11 protein-coding genes are annotated in these 17,072 nt (G+C 71.2%); 2 read left to right on the top strand and 9 right to left on the bottom strand.

Features of this window, described 5'->3' with window-relative positions; all coding sequences use genetic code 11:
- Nucleotides 1-4: 4 nt before the first annotated feature.
- Entirely contained in the window at nt 5-1,669 is a 1,665-nt protein-coding gene (locus AB0J76_RS12990) for a TROVE domain-containing protein (protein WP_352323429.1), read from the bottom strand.
- A gap of 943 nt (nt 1,670-2,612) precedes the next feature.
- Nucleotides 2,613-3,212, bottom strand: a complete 600-nt coding sequence (locus AB0J76_RS12985; protein WP_352323430.1) for a TetR/AcrR family transcriptional regulator — start codon at nt 3,210-3,212, stop codon at nt 2,613-2,615.
- Nucleotides 3,213-3,277: 65 nt separating this feature from the next.
- On the opposite strand from AB0J76_RS12985, the gene AB0J76_RS12980 reads away from it, so the two are divergent.
- Nucleotides 3,278-3,970, top strand: coding sequence for an SDR family oxidoreductase (locus AB0J76_RS12980; RefSeq protein WP_352323431.1), 693 nt, complete (start codon nt 3,278-3,280; stop codon nt 3,968-3,970).
- 87 nt (nt 3,971-4,057) lie between these two features.
- Here AB0J76_RS12980 and AB0J76_RS12975 read toward each other — a convergent pair whose 3' ends face one another.
- Both AB0J76_RS12975 and AB0J76_RS12970 read right to left on the bottom strand, forming a co-directional pair.
- Nucleotides 4,058-5,329, bottom strand: a complete 1,272-nt coding sequence (locus AB0J76_RS12975) for an FAD-dependent monooxygenase (protein ID WP_352323432.1) — start codon at nt 5,327-5,329, stop codon at nt 4,058-4,060.
- 123 nt (nt 5,330-5,452) lie between these two features.
- Nucleotides 5,453-8,506: a tetratricopeptide repeat protein gene (locus AB0J76_RS12970; RefSeq protein WP_352323433.1), complete on the bottom strand. Its 3,054-nt coding sequence runs from the start codon at nt 8,504-8,506 to the stop codon at nt 5,453-5,455.
- A gap of 90 nt (nt 8,507-8,596) precedes the next feature.
- On the opposite strand from AB0J76_RS12970, the gene AB0J76_RS12965 reads away from it, so the two are divergent.
- Nucleotides 8,597-9,433 carry a hypothetical protein gene (locus AB0J76_RS12965; protein ID WP_352323434.1) on the top strand — a complete coding sequence of 279 codons (837 nt, stop codon included), beginning with the start codon at nt 8,597-8,599 and terminating at the stop codon, nt 9,431-9,433.
- Between the two features lie 79 nt (nt 9,434-9,512).
- Here the strand turns inward: AB0J76_RS12965 and AB0J76_RS12960 are convergent, their stop codons facing one another.
- From AB0J76_RS12960 to AB0J76_RS12940, 5 genes are all read right to left on the bottom strand, one after another.
- Nucleotides 9,513-10,766, bottom strand: a complete 1,254-nt coding sequence (locus AB0J76_RS12960) for a hypothetical protein (protein WP_352323435.1) — start codon at nt 10,764-10,766, stop codon at nt 9,513-9,515.
- Nucleotides 10,763-11,281, bottom strand: a complete 519-nt coding sequence (locus tag AB0J76_RS12955) for a SigE family RNA polymerase sigma factor (protein WP_364389474.1) — start codon at nt 11,279-11,281, stop codon at nt 10,763-10,765. The genes AB0J76_RS12960 and AB0J76_RS12955 overlap by 4 nt, the downstream gene beginning before the upstream one ends.
- Before the next feature lie 225 nt (nt 11,282-11,506).
- Complete coding sequence (locus AB0J76_RS12950; RefSeq protein ID WP_352324663.1) at nt 11,507-15,133, bottom strand: carbohydrate-binding protein; 3,627 nt, start codon at nt 15,131-15,133, stop codon at nt 11,507-11,509.
- Nucleotides 15,133-16,098, bottom strand: coding sequence for a Gfo/Idh/MocA family oxidoreductase (locus AB0J76_RS12945; protein ID WP_352324664.1), 966 nt, complete (start codon nt 16,096-16,098; stop codon nt 15,133-15,135). The genes AB0J76_RS12950 and AB0J76_RS12945 overlap by 1 nt, the downstream gene beginning before the upstream one ends.
- On the bottom strand, nt 16,095-17,069 hold the full coding sequence (locus tag AB0J76_RS12940) for a Gfo/Idh/MocA family oxidoreductase (RefSeq protein WP_352324665.1): 975 nt from the start codon (nt 17,067-17,069) through the stop codon (nt 16,095-16,097). The genes AB0J76_RS12945 and AB0J76_RS12940 overlap by 4 nt, the downstream gene beginning before the upstream one ends.
- Between the last annotated feature and the right edge of the window lie 3 nt (nt 17,070-17,072).

Genomic DNA, 17,072 nt, shown 5'->3' with positions numbered 1-17,072 from the left:
CTGGTCAGGCGCGGATGAAGCCGTTGACGATGAGCGGGAGCGACGCGTCCAGGCCGACCACGTTCAGGACGCCTTCGTCCTCGGGGTCGCCGATCGAGTATCCCGCGGCCGTCATCGCGGCGACCACCACGCGAGCGTCGGCGTTGACGGTGCGGCGGTAGGCGTCCAGGGCCTGGGTGGGGTGGGAGCGTCCCGCCCAGGTCTCGTTGTCGGTGAGGACGATGATGCCGTCCACCTCCATGCGCTGCTCACGCGCCCACGTGAACGGCAGCGACAGGTCCGTGCCGCCGCCCGACGGCTGCCACGAGGCGATCTCGCGCAGGTTCGTGCGCGGGGTCACCCTGGAGGCGTGCACGGACGTGTCGACGTCGATGACGTGCACGCCGCCCTGCTCGATACGCGACAACATGACCGCCATCGCGTTGCCCACCTCGTACGGGGAGCCGATCGGGGAACCGCCCACCCGGACACCGCCGCCCCAGCTCATCGACCCGGACGAGTCGACGGCGACCAGCAGCCGCTTCCCGGACGGCTCGACCGCGCCGAACGACGACTCGTACGTCTCCTCCAGCGCGTCGAGGACGGCCGGGACGGGCTGCCAGGTGTGCCGGTCGGCGCGCGGGTTGGGCTGCGCCTGCCCGGAGGCGTAGACGCGCATCGCGAGCCAGACGTCCATCGGGTGGATGCGGGCGCGCAGGATCGCCTCCCGGTCGGTGAGCCGCAGCACCGCCCGCGACGTGGCGTCCGCCGCCGGCTTGAGGGTGCCGAGCCGGGTCATGCGGGCCAGGTTGCGGATGAGCGCGGTCAGGCCGACCGTCTCGATCAGCGCCTCCCACACCGACGGCTCCCTCAGCACCGGGTCCGGCAGGAACTCCCACGGCACCTTGGCCTCGGTGACCACCCGGACCGCGTCCTCGGCCGTGGTGACGGCCTTCGCGGTCAGGAACCGGTCGACGGCGGGCAGCTCGTCGCGCGCCTCGTCGTCGGAGACGTTGCCGGCGATCCAGCCGAACAGCGTCCTGCGCTGGTCGGAGTCGGCGACCGGGTGGGCGATCCGCAGCACGTCCCGCAGCGCGAACGCCTCGCCCTGCGGCGTCCTGCGCTGGGCCGCCTTGCACGCCTTGAACGCGACCGCGTCGGCCTCACCGGTGAGGAACCAGGAGCCGAGCGCCGTGCGCAGGCTCCGGCCCATCGTGGGCGCGGTGCCTCGACCGGTCGCCTTGCCGCCGAGGTTCTTGTAGTAGCCGAAGAACTGGGCCAGGTGGTCGGTGGTCCGGGCGACCTTCGCCAGCGCCGCCTTGGCCGCCTGCCGGGTGTCGGCGTCGCCCTTGGCGTAGCAGGCCGCGAGAGCGAACAGGGCTGGACGCTGCTTCGGCGCCCGCGGCGGCCGGGCCGTCGAGATGTCAGTGAGCAGCCCGACGACGCGCGGACCGTCCTCGGCGATGGCCTGGAACAGCACGCCGGCGTTCTCGGCGGTCAGCGTGTTCTCGTCCACGTAGTAGGTGCCGCCGGTGGTGCCGAGGATGAGGAAGTCCTCCAGCCTGCGCCACACGTCCTTGGCGAACACGTAGCCGGCGGCGGCGTTCATGACCTGGTCGGTGCGGCCGGGGATCGGCTGCGTCTGCGGGGTCGTGATCGCCGAAACGCTCGCGAGAGGGTCACGTGCCATCGTGGGCTCCTTCCTTTCGACCCGCCCGAGGGCGGATATGACGAAGGGGAGCGGATGTGGTGATGTCCGCCGGTCTTTATGACAGACGCTCTTCCAGCTGAGCTACCGCCCGGTCCTGCCGGGCCGGGCGGGCAGGACTCGAACCTGCGACAACCTGTTCCCGATAACCGACGAACTTCGACCCGCTCCCCTGCCTGTGCGCGTCAGCCTTGCCGGCGGTACGGATGTGGGGGTTCCGACCGGTCTTCAGCGTGCTGCCGGTTACACCACGGCCCGCGAGTGCGGGCCGCCGGGATTCGAACCCGGACGACTCGAATGGGAATCGATAACCGATCGAATTCGACCCGTACCGCCGGCAAGGCTGGCGTGCGATCAGGTCTGGAACCGGCACGGATGTGGGTGATCCACCGGCCGTTTACGGTGCTCTGCCATTGAGCTACACGAACCCGAAGTCCGTGACGGGATTCGAACCCGCAACCACCGGCTTAGAAGGCGATAACCGATGAGATTCGCCCCGTGCCGGCACCAGACCTGACCGGCTTCGCGCGGCCCGGAAAGGCGCGGATGTGCGTGACGAGCACCGGAGGGTTCTTTGTTGGAGAAAGATAACCGATGCCCATTCGACCCACGCATTTCCGGGTCTCGCGAAGCTGATCCCACAGTAGCGATCAGCGTGCCGCGTCACATCTGAATATTGCCGAGATGGGGAAATGTCAGTCCATGGCTCGACAGGTCAGTTCTGAGGTGGAAGAGGGCCGAGGCAGCGGGCGATCTCGGGCGTGTCCAGAGGGACCGACGTGCGGCGGGTGACCTGGACAACCAGGCGATCAGGACGTCGATGTCCCCGCGCCGCGGGGTGGCGAAGGCGTCGCTGAAGCGGCTGTTCTGCAGGCGCAGCTTTCACCGCGGGTCGCGAAACGGGCGAATCACGTGCGGTGTCTCTCTAGGGAGTGGCCCGGTCGCCGGTCAGCGCCGTGCGGGCGGCGGCGAGGATGTCGTCCGACAGCGGGTCGCCCGAGGTGGCGCGGGCCAGGACGAGGGCGCCGACCATGGTGCACAGCCGTGCGACGCCGTCCTGGTCGGCGGTGGCGAGCCAGGCCGCGATGTCGCCGACCTGCTCGGTGAACACGCGGCGGGCCTCGGCGTCCCCGTGACCGCGGGCGATGTCGACGGCGAGCCCGGCGGCGGGGCAGCCGTCGGCGGCGTTGTCGCGGTGCGTGCCGGACAGGTAGGCGTCGATGAACGCCCGCTGGGCGGCTTCGCGATCTCCCGCGTGCCGTTCGAGCGCGCCGGCCCGAACGTCGGCGTGCTCCGCGAAGGCGCGCGCGGTCGCCTCGCCGATGAGGGCCTCCTTCGAGGGGAACTGCTTGTAGAAGCCGCCGTGGGTCAGACCCGCGGCCTGCATCAGGTCGGCGACGCTGACCTCGGTGCCCTGCTCGCGGAAGAGGCGGGACGCCGTGTCGACGACCCGCCGGCGGTTCTGCCGCGCCTGCGCCTGTGATCCGCGTCCCATCTGCGCCCCCATTCGGATGTCAGTTGTCATCTATCCTATGCTGTGACACATAGATTACGTTCATCATCTATTTCACCCGCATCAAGGAGGCAGGCATGGTTCTGAACGGCGCGGTCGCGGTGGTCACCGGGGCGAACCGGGGTCTGGGACGCCACCTGGCCGCACAACTGCTGGACCGCGGCGCATCGGTCTACGCGGCCGTCCGCCGTCCCGACGACCTGGACCTGCCAGGAGTCACCCCGCTGCTCCTCGACGTCACCGACCACGCGTCGATCCGGGCCGCCGCGCGGATCGCCGCCGACGCGAACGTCCTGATCAACAACGCCGGGATCTCCACCGGCACGCCTCTCATCGGCGGCGACCTCGACGCGGTGCGCCGGGAACTGGAGACGAACTTCTACGGCCCCCTCGCCGTCACCAGGGAGTTCGCCCCGGTCATCGAGGCCAACGGCGGAGGCGCGATCCTGAACGTCCTGTCGGTGATCTCGTGGTTGCACCCGGCGCGAGCCGGGGCGTACGCGGCGGCGAAGGCGGCCGCGTGGGCACTGACCGACGCGGCCCGCGAGGAACTCCAGCCCAGGGGGATCAGCGTCTCGGCCCTCCATGTCGGCTTCATGGACACCGACATGACCGCCGGGCTGGACGGCGTCCCGAAGGCCGACCCCGCCGACGTCGCCACCCAGGCACTCGACGGACTCGCCACCGGCCAGGCCGAGATCCTGGCCGACGACCTCACCCGCCGGATCCGTCAGGCCCTGGCACGGGGGCCCGTCCCGACCGGCGGGTGATCGCCCGGCGCGAGCCGGGCCGGCCGTTCCGCGCGCCGCCTTCCGCCGCTCCCGCCGGGATCACGCGGCGGGAGCGGCATGGTCTTTCTACGGCTTGGCCGACGAGGTGATCGGGGCTGCGGAGTCCGGTATGCCCGCGTAGTCGGGCAGCTCGACGCCGTTGATCGCGCGCCCGACCAGCTCGGTGAACCATTCGCCGGTGAAATCGGGGAGCGGCTCGGCGTCCGGCCCCGGGACGAGGCGGCTGCGGGCGTTCAACCGGCCGATCTCCTGGTTGGCCTCGACGAACGGGCGCATCCGCGCCTCGTAGCGGGCGAACCCGGCGGCGGGGTCCCATCCGGCGGCGGCCAGCTCTCCGGCCAGCAGGTAGGCGCCGACCAGCGCCAGCCCGGTGCCCTGCCCCGACATCGGCGAAGAGCTGAACGCCGCGTCCCCGAGCAGCCCCACCCGTCCGCTGGACCAGCGATCCATCACCACCTGGGCGACCTGGTCGAGGTAGAAGTCCGGGGTGTCGTCCAGGTGCGCGAGGATGTCCGGGGTCAACCAGCCCAGGCCCGCCATCCGCGCACGCAGCAGGTCCTTCTGGGCCGCGATGTCCCGGTGGTCGACGTCGAAGTCGGCCGAGGGGAAGGAGAAGATGGCCATCGCCCGGGTGGCGTCCTGGATGGGCCGCAGCAGGGCGGAGCGCCCGGATTCCTGATCCTGGTACTCCAGCAGCCAGCGGTCCAGCCCGAACTTGTTGGGCACACTGTAGAAGGCCAGCACGTGCCCGAGGTGGCGGAGGAACCGCTCATGCGGCCCGAAGACCGTCGCCCGCAGCGCCGAGTGCAGCCCGTCGGCCCCGACCACCAGGTCGAAGCGCCGCCGGTCGCCGCCCGCGAAGACCACGTCGACCCCGTCCGCGTCCTGGGCGAGTTCCGCGATCCGGTCGCCGAAGACGTACTCGACGCCGTCGCGGGTGTCGTCGTAGAGCAGCTGGGACAGGTCCCCGCGCAGGATCTCGATGTCCGCGATGTACCCGTCGCCACCGTCGTCGTCGGCGCGGAAGGTCTCCAGGACCTGGCCGTCCGCGTCCACGGTGTGCGCGCCGGCGGTGTCGGTGCACGCCGCGCGCACCGCCGCGTCCAGCCCCATGCGCGCGATGACCTCCTTGGCGACCCCGCGCGCGTCCACTGCCTGCCCGCCGGGACGCAGCTCGGCAGCCCGCTCCACCACGGTCACCTCGGCCCCCCGCCGGCGCAGCCAGTGGGCCAGCGCGGGTCCCGCGATGCTCGCCCCCGCCACCAGCACCCTGGGACCGCCCGCCCGCTGCGCGCCGGTCCGGATGGTGTGCTCCTGCTTGGCGTCGCCGACGCTCATCACTGCCTCCATGTGCTTCCTCCCGCGCTGGACGTTCCCAGCACGGGCCCACCGCTGCCGGTGTGTCCCGCCGTATCGACCACGCATCCGCACAGAACTCATCGCCGCGCGGCGTTTCTGCGCTCATGTGAGGGTGAAGGGCGCCGGTTCCACGTCGAGTTCTCTCATCGCCTCGGCATAGAGCCGGTAGCGTCGACGGGCCTCACCATGGCGGCGGGCCTTGGTCAGCGTCCGGACCAGGTCCAGGTGGGCCGCCTCGTCGTAGGCATCCCGTTCGAGCAGCCGGAGCAGGTAGCGGACCGCCCTGTCGGGGTCGTCGGCCTGCTCCGCGAGTGCGGCCAGTTCGCGGAGCAGGGCCTGGTGCACGGCGCGTGCCTCCTCACGGAGAGGCTCCAGCCACTCGGCATAAGGAGAGTCCTCGCAGACGTCCCCGGTGTAGCGAGCTTCCGCCGCGACCAGCAGATCCTCCTCTCCGGCGGCGAGCGCCCCGGCGGCCGCGCAGAGGAACTCCTCGACATCGGTACGGAGTCCGACCAGCTGGATGCTGTACTTGTCGGCGCGTACGAACTCTGCGGGCCCGAACTTCCGCTGCGGATCCAGGACCGAGCGCACGGTGGACAGAGCGACCGAGAGCCGGTTGGAGCAGGACGCGGGTTCCTCGCCCGGCCAGAGGATCTCCATCGCCGCTTCCCGGGCGACAGTGCGGCCGCGTTGGCACGCCAGCCAGGTCAGCAGGTCGCGCGCCTTGCGGGACTGCCATTCGACGGCGCCGCCGCGGCGGCTGAGCCGTACCCCGCCCAGCATGCACAACCGCACGGCGTCATGGTCGAGGAGCGTGATCACGCGGAGCAGGCCGGCGCCGCAGCTGTGCGGCCCGCGGATGCCGGCCCGGCGGAGCTCCCGCTCCGCCTCGTCGAGGCCGGAGCCGTTGAGCCGCGCGCGGGCGAAGGCGTTGCGCGCGATGTCCACCGGGCTGCCGATCTGTGCCCAGATCTCCGCGGCGGAGGCCAGCAGGTCCGCCCGCTCGCCCGGGGACTCGGCCACCGTGAAGGCCGACAGTTCCAGGGCTTCCGCCATCTTGGCCCGGTCGCGGCGGCTGACGGCCGCCTCGTGGGCGGACCGGGCGTAGGCGCCGGCTTTGGTCCGGTCGCCGGTCTCCGCCCGGACCCAGCCGGCGGCCAGCAGCGCGTCCACCCGGCTGGAGCCGCCGCCTGCCGCGACCGCGCGTTCGGCCAGCTGTACGGCCAGCGCCGGATCGTCGGCCGCGTGCACGCGGGCCAGTCCGGCCAGGGCCGTCTGGGTCAGATGGGCGTTTCGCAGTTGTTCGGCATGCTTCAGGGAGTTCTCGAAGCTGATCCGGGCGTGCATCAGCTCCCCGCGCTCCAGGTGGACCTTGCCGAGCCCGGCCAGTGGGTGGCCGAGCTTGTCGCTGCCCACCCGGCTGAAGATGTCGCGTGCCCGTCGGAAGTCGGCCAGGGCTTCGTCGAGCCTGCCCAGGCCCATGAGTGCCTCGGCGCGGTTGTGCAGGGCGATCGCGGTTTGGACGGGGTCCCCGACCACGTCCGCTCGCCGTGCCGACAGGTCCGAGTCGGCGATGGCCTCTTCGTAGCGGGCCTCCTCCGCGCGGCTCGCGGCGCGGTTGGCCAGGACGCGGGCCGACAACAACAGGTCTCCTGAGCTCTCCGCGGCGGCGAGGGCGAGGGCGCTGTGCCGTTCGCTTCCGGCCCCGTCGCCGGCGTCGTGGGTGACCATGGCCAGCGCGGTGTGGGCGCAGGCGGCAGCGCGTTCGTCCTGGCAGAGGGTGGCCATCGCCAGGGCCTGTTCGGCCAGCCGGGTCGCCTGCGCGCTCTCGCCGACCAGCCAGCGGGCGCTGGCGGACCAGGCGAGCAACATCGCCCGGTCCGAGGAGCTCGACGAGGGCAGCGGAAACGCCGACCCGTCGAAGCCACCGGCCAGCTCGAAGGTCGACAACGCCGCCTGGTAGTCGCCCCGCTGGTAATAGATCATCCCCATCCGCCAGGCCACCGCGGGGTCGGTGGCATCGACACGGCGAAGGCACTCCAGCGCGCCCGCCCAGTCCCCCAGGACCTGGCGCGCCTGCCCCTCGGCCAGGTTCACGGCACACGTCCGCGACTTCTCCGGCACTGCGCCGCAGGCCCGGACGAGCTCGGCCGCGTGCCCCTCGGCAAGCAGCGACGCATGCCACCTTTCGATCATCACCACCCGATGGCCGGGCTCGTCACAAACCGCCAGCGCCTCCCGGACGAACCCGTGCGACTCGTACCAGTGGGCCGCCACCGACGTCCGTCCGGCATCGCCCATGAACTCCCGGACCAGGTTCGACACCACATAGCCCTGATCGCAGGTCGTGATCAGGATGTGCTGGGCGGCCAGAGCGCGAAGCTCCTCGCGGCTGACGGCGACGCCCATCGCCCGGCACAGCTCGTCGGTGAACCACGGCAGCGCAGCGGTCGCGCGGAGGAATTCCTCATGCTCGTCCTTCACCACCTCCTCGACCAGATAGTCGAACACCGGCGTGGCAGCGATCCGCCTGGCACGGTCCACCGGGGGCAGGCCGCTCAGCCAGCTCAGCGTGAGCCGTACGGCGACCGGCCACCCCTTGGTGAGCTCGTGCACCTCCTCCGCCAGGTCGTCCGACCCCAGCACGATCGAGGTGAGTGAGCGGGTCTCGGCAGCGGTGAAGGCCAGCTGTTCGGCCGACACCTGGAAGACGTGACCCAGGCCGCGCATGCGCTGGATCGGGAAGGGCACGGCGGACCGTGAGATCAACACCAGGTGAAGGTCGTCGCCGCCGTGATGACAGAGCTCTTCGAGCAGGCGCGCCCCGGGCGTGCCCGGCTCGATCCGCTCCACCTCGTCGATGACGAGCACGGTCGGCCGGCAGACGGCGGCGGCCAGCTCGGTGGCGAGCCCGGCGGAGCGGATCCATCCGGCGGGCGCGCCCAGGGCTTGGCAGATCTCCTCGATCAGGGTGGCGTCGTCGGCCCAGGTCAGCCAGGCCACCGGATGATCAGGCCGGGCCCGCGCCCAGCCGCGTACGGCTGAGGTTTTACCGCCGCCCGGGCCGGCGGTCACCACGGTGAGCCGGTGTCGCGGGATCTGATCGAGAAGGGCGGTGAGTTGCGCTCGTGCCAGCAGAGGCTCGGTCGCCGTCACAGCGAGAAGTATCTGCCGGGCTGGACTTTAAGGCAACTGAAAGATCCATTTCTACCGTTGTCCTCAGTCCCGACCAGCGAGGAGAAGATCGTGAGAGTCATCCCAGGCCTGCTCGCGGCGAGCGCCGGCGTTCTCATGCTGACCGCGCCAGCCACCACCCCGGCCACAGCCACGACGAAGGCCGTGAACGAGCCCACAGCGGAGGAACTGCGGGCGGCGCCGATCGCCGAAGAGGCGGAGGCCGAGGTCAAGCTCGCGATGCTGCGCTACGGCAACGGGCTGACCGTGGAGTTCAACGACAGCCGGCCCTCCGGCGACGTGGGCATCGTCCAGACCGCCTTCATCGGCCGGGCCGGCCTGTTCGTCCGCGACAGCGGCGACAGTTTCCTGGAGACCTACCTGAAGATCACCCCGGCCTCGGTCGCGGTCCCGCGGCGGCTGGTGGAGGCCCATGGCGCCGAGCCGCTGCCGGCTGAGCTCCAGCGCCGGACGGTCACCGAGGAGCCGGTGGAGGCCGACGGCCTCGCCGCCCCCGCGGTCCGGACCATGTCCGGCGCGGTCAACTGCAACAAGACCTACTACCCCTGGTACCACTGGCGCGACGTGGGCCACCCCGGCATGCTGCCCAGGGACTCCTACTCCTCCAGTTACGGCGGCAAGTACGTCAACGCCGACAGCTGGCTCATCAACTGTGCCGCGGCCGGCAACCCGCCCCAGATCGCCGCCCGCCATCGGCTCTTCTACTTCAACAACGCCCTCGGCAAGTGGGCGGAGCAGAGCGACACCCTGGTGTACCCGGGACAGGAGCAGCACGTCGAGAAGGGGCTCGTCAACCGCTACCGCAGGGTCATCCAGGACGACACCTGGGGCTCCGACCCCGACTGCCTGTCCTGCAAGTACACGCGCGAGGGCCGTTTCCACGACTGACCCTCGCCCGGCGAACGGGACCGGCGAGCCGCCACCCTGCCCATAGGGCGCATCCGGTGTCGACGCCGACTCGCGCTCGTCAGCCGCTGGGGAAGCCGGGCACCGAGACGCTGCCGCCCCACGGTGGCAGCCGGTAGGCGCCGAGCTTCCGGATCTCGCCGGTGGTCACATCGATGGCGTAGGCCGTGTCCCCCAGGTCGGGCCACCGGTCGGAGCCCGGCTCCCGTACGGCGCCGCCCAGGGCCAGGACCTCACGCTCGTTGAGCCAGTACCCGAGCCGGTGCGGGCTCAGCTGCCGCGGCCGGTCGAGCTTGACCTCGGATCGGACCTGGCCGCTCGCCCGGTCCACGGTGACGACCTTGTCGTACGGCTCGCCGTTCGTCACGGTCTCCCCCGGCGCCGACGGGCCCGTCAGCATGGCCACGGTCGTGCCGTCCGGGCCGACGGTTCCCGTCAGCGCCAGGGTCTTCGGGTCGGCGAAGACCGTCACCTTGCCGTCCGAGAGCACGCCGAGCCGGCCTCGCTCGTGCTCCACGACCATGGGCACGCCCTCGTCGGCGGGATGGAGGGAGTGCCAGCCCTTGGGCACCTCCTCGACGACCCGCCCGCTCTCCACGTCCACGACGACCTCGGGGACGCCGGCCAGGTTCAGGCCGAGCCGGCGCCCGTCCGGCGAGAAGGTGATCACCCCGCCGCCCTTGACCATGGTCGTGCGCCTGACGACCTGCGGGATCTCCCAGACCTGACCGGTGCCGAGCTCGCGGACGGCGAAACGCTCGCGCTCGGACGCGTAGTAGGCGATGCGGCGTCCGTCGCGGGAGATCGCCAGCGGGGCGGCGGTGTTCATGTAGTTCTTCTTGCTCTGGTCGGTGTAGACGCTCAGCGCGTCGGCGACCCGGTACCGGGTCCCGTCCTGCAGGACCACCTTCCACTGCAGGCACGTCTCGTCGGCCACCGGCGCGTTGTCCTGGCCGGGCTTCCACGCGTCCTGGCAGAAGTCGTAGTAGGCGTAGCGCGCCGGCCCCACCCCGGACGCGGGCAGGACGGCGCGGACGGGGACGAGGTCCTCCGGCGACGGCGTCGGCCGCGCGGGGATGCCGCGGAAGGTCGGAGCGGAGGAGGGCGTCCCGCTCGTGACGGCGCCGACGTCGGCGGGCCCGCCGGGATCGACGAGCAGGCTGACGGCCAGCGTCAGGGCGGCGACGGCCGCGACCGCGGAGCCGCTGATCAGGGTCGTGCGGGTACGCCGGGCGCCGCGCAGCGCGACCTCGGCGAGATCGACGTCGGGCGCCTGCCGGGCGATCGCGTCGAGCTCGTCACGGAACCTCGTCATCGCGGCACCTCCACCGGATCGATTTCGGACAGCAGATCGGCCAGTTCGGGCGCGAGGACGCGCAGGCGGCCCAGGGCGTAGTGGGTCTGGCTCTTGACCGTGCCAGGTGAACAGCCCAGCGCTTCGGCGGTCTCCTCGACGCTGAGGTCCTCGTAGAAGCGCAGCACGAGGACGGCGCGCTGGCGTGGAGTCAGCCGGACGAGCGCCTGTTGCAGGACCATCCGGTGCAGCCCGGCCGACTCCGGATCGTAGGCCGGTTCCGGCGGGCTGCTGGTCAGGATGTCCGTTCGTCTGCGCCGCAGCCAGGACACGTGCTCGTTGACCAGGGCCCGCCGGGCGTACGCCTCCGGGTTGCCGTCCTTGGCCAGTTTGGGCCAGTGCCTGGCGATCCGGGTCAGCACGGTCTGCAGGAGGTCCTCAGCCCGGTGGGCGTCTCCCGCGAGCAGGTACGCGGTGCGCATCAACGCCTGCTGGCGGGCGCTGACGAACTCCCTGAATCCCTCATATTTGTCCATGCGACTCCTTCCGCCCTAATGAACGCGGGACGCCGGAAGCCGGTTGGAGACGATCCACGTCGAGCGCGTGCCGGCCGCCGGGTGGGCGCGCTCATGGTGGTGCTGGAACAGCCCGCAGATCAGCGGCGAAGGCCGCCCCGGCCGAGCCGGCCCGCCCGGCCGGGGCGGCCAGGGGGCCGGTGCGGCCGGGCGTTCGGGCTGGCCGGGGCGGCCGGGCGGGTAGGGTCAGCCCTTCGTGCGGACCGTGGCCGACAGTTCGATCGGGAGGGTCGTGCCGTCGGCGGCCAGCGGGCGGACGGTGAAGGTGTAGCTCGTACGGCCCCGGAGCCCGGTGACCCGAGCCGTCGTCCCCGTCACCCGCATGACCTGCGTGCCGCCGTCGAGGACCGCGTAGCCGGTGGCGGCCGGCACGGACGGCCAGGTCAGGGTCACCGACTTGGCGTTGACGTTGCCGACCCCGAGGTCGGCGCCGTTCCACGTGTTGGGCGTCTCGACCACGAACGCGTCGATGATGAGGAACTTGTCCGCGCCGTTGACGACCTTGATGGTGTGATCGCCCATCGGCAGCCCGCTGAGCTGGAACACCCGCTGGGCGGCGAGCCGTACCGGGGAGTCGCAGTCGACCGTGGCCTTGAGCTTCCCGTCGACGTAGATGTCGATGGTGCTCATGTCGGAGTAGCGTTCGGACAGCAGGCTGATGCCGGTGCCGGTGAAGGCGAACTCGACGGCCTGCCCGGCGCGCCAGCCGGCGTGCACGTCGTCGTCGTGGTCGCCCAGCCCGCGGTCGGGGCTGTAGGTGAAGTCGTCCTCGGGGTAGACGATGCGCTTGTCGGTGTCGTTGACGTAGGTGAGCAGCACCTTCGGGTCGGTGACGGTGATCTTGTGCTCGCCGGAGAATCCGTCGTGGATCGCGGTGATCGTGGCGGTGCCCCAGGTGCGGGGGGTGACGAGACCGTCCGCGTCCACGGTGGCGATCGACGGGTCGGAGCTCTTGAAGGTGACGCCCTCGGTGACCGGGGTGCGGGTGCCGTCCGCGCCGACCGTCGCGACGGACAGCCGGGCGGGCTCGCCGACCTTGAGGGTGCCGGCGCCCGTGACGTCGAGTGCCTTGATCGCGGCGGTGGTGGCGGTGATGGTGAACTTGTCGAGCTTCAGCCCGCCGCCCTCGCTGACGATCCGGAGGGTGTGCAGGCCGGCGGTCATCTTGCCCCAGGTCGTCACGTTCGCGTCGTCGGACTTGGGGACGAAGACCGTGGTGCGGTCGCCGTCCACCTCGAACCTGAACGTGGTGTCCTGGGCGGCCGAGCCCTTGAAGGTCACCTTGTACATGCCGGTGTTCGGGACGAACACGTTCTCGTAGCGCAGGTAGTCGTTCGGGTCGATGCCGCCGACGACGCCGTCCTTCGTGACGACGCCGGTGTCGGGACCCTTCCAGTTCCACTCCTGGTCGGTGTTCCACTGCATGGTCCAGTGCTCGGCCTCGACGGTCTGCTCGGACGTGCCCTGCAGGTCGAGCCGCAGCCAGTTCCACACGACGCCGGCGCTCGCCTCGATCCAGACGACCTTGACCGAGTGCTCGCCCGCGGTCAGCGGCAGGACGAAGTCCTCGGTCCGCGGGCTGAGCATGCCCCCGGTGGGGCGCAGGCTCAGCGGTCCCGTGGCGTCGGCGCCGTCGATCTCGACGCGGAACTTCAGCGGCTTGTCGTCGACGGTCGAGTAGCGAAGCTGCAGCAGGTACTTGCCGTCGGCGGGGACGCTGACGGCGTCGAAGCGCGACCAGTCGCCGGTGTCGATGGAGGTGACGCCGGGGGTGCCGTCGTCGCTGTCGGCGAGGTCGGTGTTCTGAGTGCCCTGCTGCCCGGTCGCCGACTCGGCCTGGAGGGTGATCGACTCGGGCCGTTCCAGGGTGAACCGCATCCAGTTGAGGAAGAACCAGCGCCCGTCGGGCCGGGTGAGCTTGATCGTGTGACGGCCCTCGGTGAGCGGGATCCGCCGTTCGAAGGTCCGGTAGGTGTTGTAGCCGCCGGAGTCCGGCACCTTGACGGTGGTGACCTCCTTGCCGTCGACCTCGAACCTCAGGTGGTTGGCCTCCTCGGAGGAGGCCCGGAACTCGACCCGGTAGGTGCCGGTGGCGGGCACGTCGACGTTGTCGTACTCGGCGGACTCGCCGGCCGCGTCCATGTAGAGCGCGCCGAGGCCGCCCTCGGGCGGGGTCTCGACGCCGTAGGCGCCGACGGCCGCGGTGTAGTCCTCGTTCTGGACGGTGAACTGCGTCAGCGGGGTCGTCGGCCGCCCGGCCGGTACGGCTCCCGCGGCGACCCGGACGGCGCCGATCGGGTAGACCTTGTCCTTGCCGCCCGGCATGGCCAGCTCGATCCGCGGCTTGCCGTCCTCGCCGAGCATGGCGACGGCCACCTCGTAGGAGCCCGCGGGCAGGTCGGCCGGGAGGGTGAAGGCCGAGTTGATCTGGCGGACGTCGCCCTTGAAGAGCTTGGTCTGGTCGAGGGCGGCGTCGGTGCCGCGCCACACGACGTGGCCGGTGGATCTGTCGGTGAAGCGCACCTCGACCGGGTAGCGCCGGGGGCTGAAGCCCACCGCGTTGTTGGTCCAGGTGTGCGAGATGCGAAACTCGCCACCGGGCTCGACCTCGGTGTCGTAGGTCGCGGTGGGCATGAGGAAGCGGTAGCCGGTGAACCGCGCCAGCGTCTCGAACCACTCGCCGTAGGCGTCCTTCATCGCCTGCCAGTTCGCGAAGCCGGTGTTGTTGATGCCCTGGAGGTTGGAGTGGTACCCCTCCAGCGAGTTCTTCACGAACAGGCGGGGGTTGTTCAGCATGATCGTGGGGTTGTCCCAGTTGGAGCCCTCGGACACCTGGATCATGTCGCGGCGGAGCCTGCGGTTGACGTACGGGGCCTGCGCGGTGTCGCCGTAGTTGTGCCAGACGAAGCCGGCGTTGACCGTGTCGGACCGCACGCCCCAGTTGTCGAACGTGGCCGCCTTGTCGTAGCCGTACACGCTGAACCGCTTGGCCTGGGTGTCGGCGTCGGGATCGTTCTTGTTCACCTCCGCACCGGCGTTCTGCATCATGACCATCGACTTGTCGAACGCGTCGTCGTAGATCTTGAGGATCGCCCGGAGCGTCGAGACGCGGGTGGCGTTGTCGGGCCACGGGAAGTTCATCGCGTCGTTCCAGCCCGACCACTCGCCGAACAGCGAGAAGGCGCGCAGGTCCACCCACGCCACGCCCGGGTCGCCGTCGTAGCGGCCGGCGAAGGCGTCCACCGCGCGCTTGAGCCGGTCCAGGTAGATCGGGTTGTGGTAGATCGGCTGCTTGGAGAAGTAGTCGTTGTACGGCGCCATCCGGAAGGGCACCCCGGCCTTGTCGAACAGCCAGGCCGGCGGGTACTCGTACGGGAAGACGCCCGGGTCGTTCCGGTAGTCGGGCGCCTCCGACATGAGCAGCTGGAACTCGACCGTCTTGCCCTGCTCGCCGATCCGCTTCATGAACGCGTCGAGGCGGTCCCAGACGAAGACGCCGTCGTCGGGCTCGAAGTCGGCCCAGGCGATCTGGAGCCGCACCACGTCGGCGTCGGCGGGGATCTTCTTCCTGCCTTCGATGAAGTCGGTGATGCCCGGGTCATCGGTGAAGGTGTAGCCGGGTGTGCCGGGCGTCCTGTGGGTGTTCACGTCGAACGCGGTGCCGGTGTACGGGTTGCCGTGCAGGATCTCGTGGGTGTCGGAGAAGGTCACCGTGGTACGGCCGGCGGCCGGTCCGGCGGCGGAGGCGGCGTGCGCGGGCGCCACCAGTAAGGCGGCGGTCGTCGCGGTGACGCCGAGGAGATGGCGGATCATCAGAGCTCCAGGGGGACGGGGGCGGCGGCGAGCAGGGAGCGGTAGGCCGCCTCGACGAGGGCGACGGTCCGGTGGCCCGCCCTGGCGTCGGGCTGGCGGGCCTCGCCGTCGCGGACGGCGTCGAGGAAGGCGCGGATGAGCAGGTCGTCGAGCGGCGCCCCGTACCCGTGCGCGAGCGGGCCGCTGTTCCATCCGGTGAGGACCCCGGAGAAGGGCGCGACGTCGGCCACGCCCTCGGTGCCGATCACGGTGAGGGTGACCAGGTCGCCGGTGTTGGGCCGGCCGGGCGGGCGCGACCATGAGCAGTCGATGGAGGCGATGGTTCCGTCGCGGTAGCGCAGGGAGACCAGCCCGGCGGTCTCGACGGCCTTGCCCGGGTTGGGGATGGAGTTGGCGATCGCGTAGACCTCGGTCGGGTCGTCGTCCAGCAGGTCGGCGAGCAGGTCGGCGACGTGCACGACGTGGTCGGTCAGGGCGCCGCCGCCGCTGCGGGCCGGATCGGTGAACCAGTCGCGGGTGGTGGGGACGCCGCCGCAGTTGGTGGCCGCGATCGACACGATCCGGCCGAGGTCGCCCCGCCGTACCGCGGCCCGGAGGTCGGCGTAGGCCGGCGCGAAGCGGACGGGGAAGGCGGTCATGAGGACGGTTCCCGCCGCGCGGGCCGCCTCCAGCATCTCGGTGGCGTCGGCGAGCGAGGTGGCGAGCGGCTTCTCGCACAGCACGTGCACGCCCTCGGCGGCGGCGCGCAGCGCGAACTCCCGGTGACGCGTGTTCTCGGCGCAGATCACCACGCCGTCGGGCCGCCAGGCCCACAGTTCGTCCTCGGCGGCGAAGACGGTGACGCCGTCCGGGACGCCGTCGTGGCCGTCGGCGTAGGCGCCGATCTCCACGTCGCGGCAGCGCAGCAGCGCGGCGGCGTACTCGGTGGCGTGCAGGTGGGCGAAGGAGAGCAGGGCGATCTTCATGCGGCTTCCAGGGGCTTGAGGTCGACCGGCCGGCCTTCGGCGGCCGAGCGGGCGACGGCGTCGGCGATGCGCATGGCGGCCAGGCCGTCCAGCGCGGTGACGCGCGGCGGGACGCCGGTGGCGACCGAGCGCACGAAGTCCTCGATCTCGGCTCTGTAGGGGCTGGTCAGCGGGGAGAAGGGGGGCAGGATGTCGGGCGCGGGCACGGCGTCGCCCTGGTAGCGGTAGGGGCGGCGCTCGTCGGAGTCGGCGTGCAGCAGCCCGTGCGAACCGGCCACCTCGAACAGCGTCCTGAACTCGATCGGCGCGGTGGTCCAGGTGGCCGTCAGCACGGAGATCGAGCCGTTGGCGTGGGTGAGGAACGCCTGGGTGCTCTGGCTGCCGCCGACCGCGTGGGTGCGGGCGAAGACGCGTTCGACCTCTCCGCCGATCCAGCGCGCCACGTCGATGTCGTGGATCATGAGGTCGAGCAGCACGCCGCCGGAGAGCGCCTCGTCCAGGAACCAGCCGCCGGCCGGGCTGCGACCCTGGCGGGTGTGCCGCTGCACGGCGACGCCGCCGATGTCGCCGCGGGTGACGGCCCGGTGCAGTTCGGCGTACTCGGCGAAGTAGCGGACGACGTGCGCGGGGAAGAGCGGGACGCGGGCGTCGGCGAAGCGGGCGACCAGGTCCTCCGCCTCGGGGAGCGTACGGGTCAGCGGCTTCTCGCAGATCGTCGGCAGGCCGTGACCGAGCGCGGCGAGCGCCAGTTCGTAGTGGGTGTGCGTCGGCGTGCAGATGTCGACGACGTCCGCCGCCTCGAACAGGGCGTCCAGGCTGGGGACGGTCCGGCCGCCCCCGTGGCGCCGGATCAGCGCCTCGGCGTCGTCGGCGATCGAGTGGACGACGACGTCGTGGCCGAGGTCGAGCCAGGCCGGGAGGTGCGCGTTGGCGATGCCACCGGCGCCGATGAGTCCGACCGTTGCGTGCATGGG

This window comes from Nonomuraea sp. NPDC049624 (genome assembly GCF_040675255.1).
Classification (GTDB): Bacteria; Actinomycetota; Actinomycetes; order Streptosporangiales; family Streptosporangiaceae; genus Nonomuraea.
Note: the sequence above shows the minus strand (reverse complement) of the source record. Positions and strands in the feature narration are given on the sequence as shown.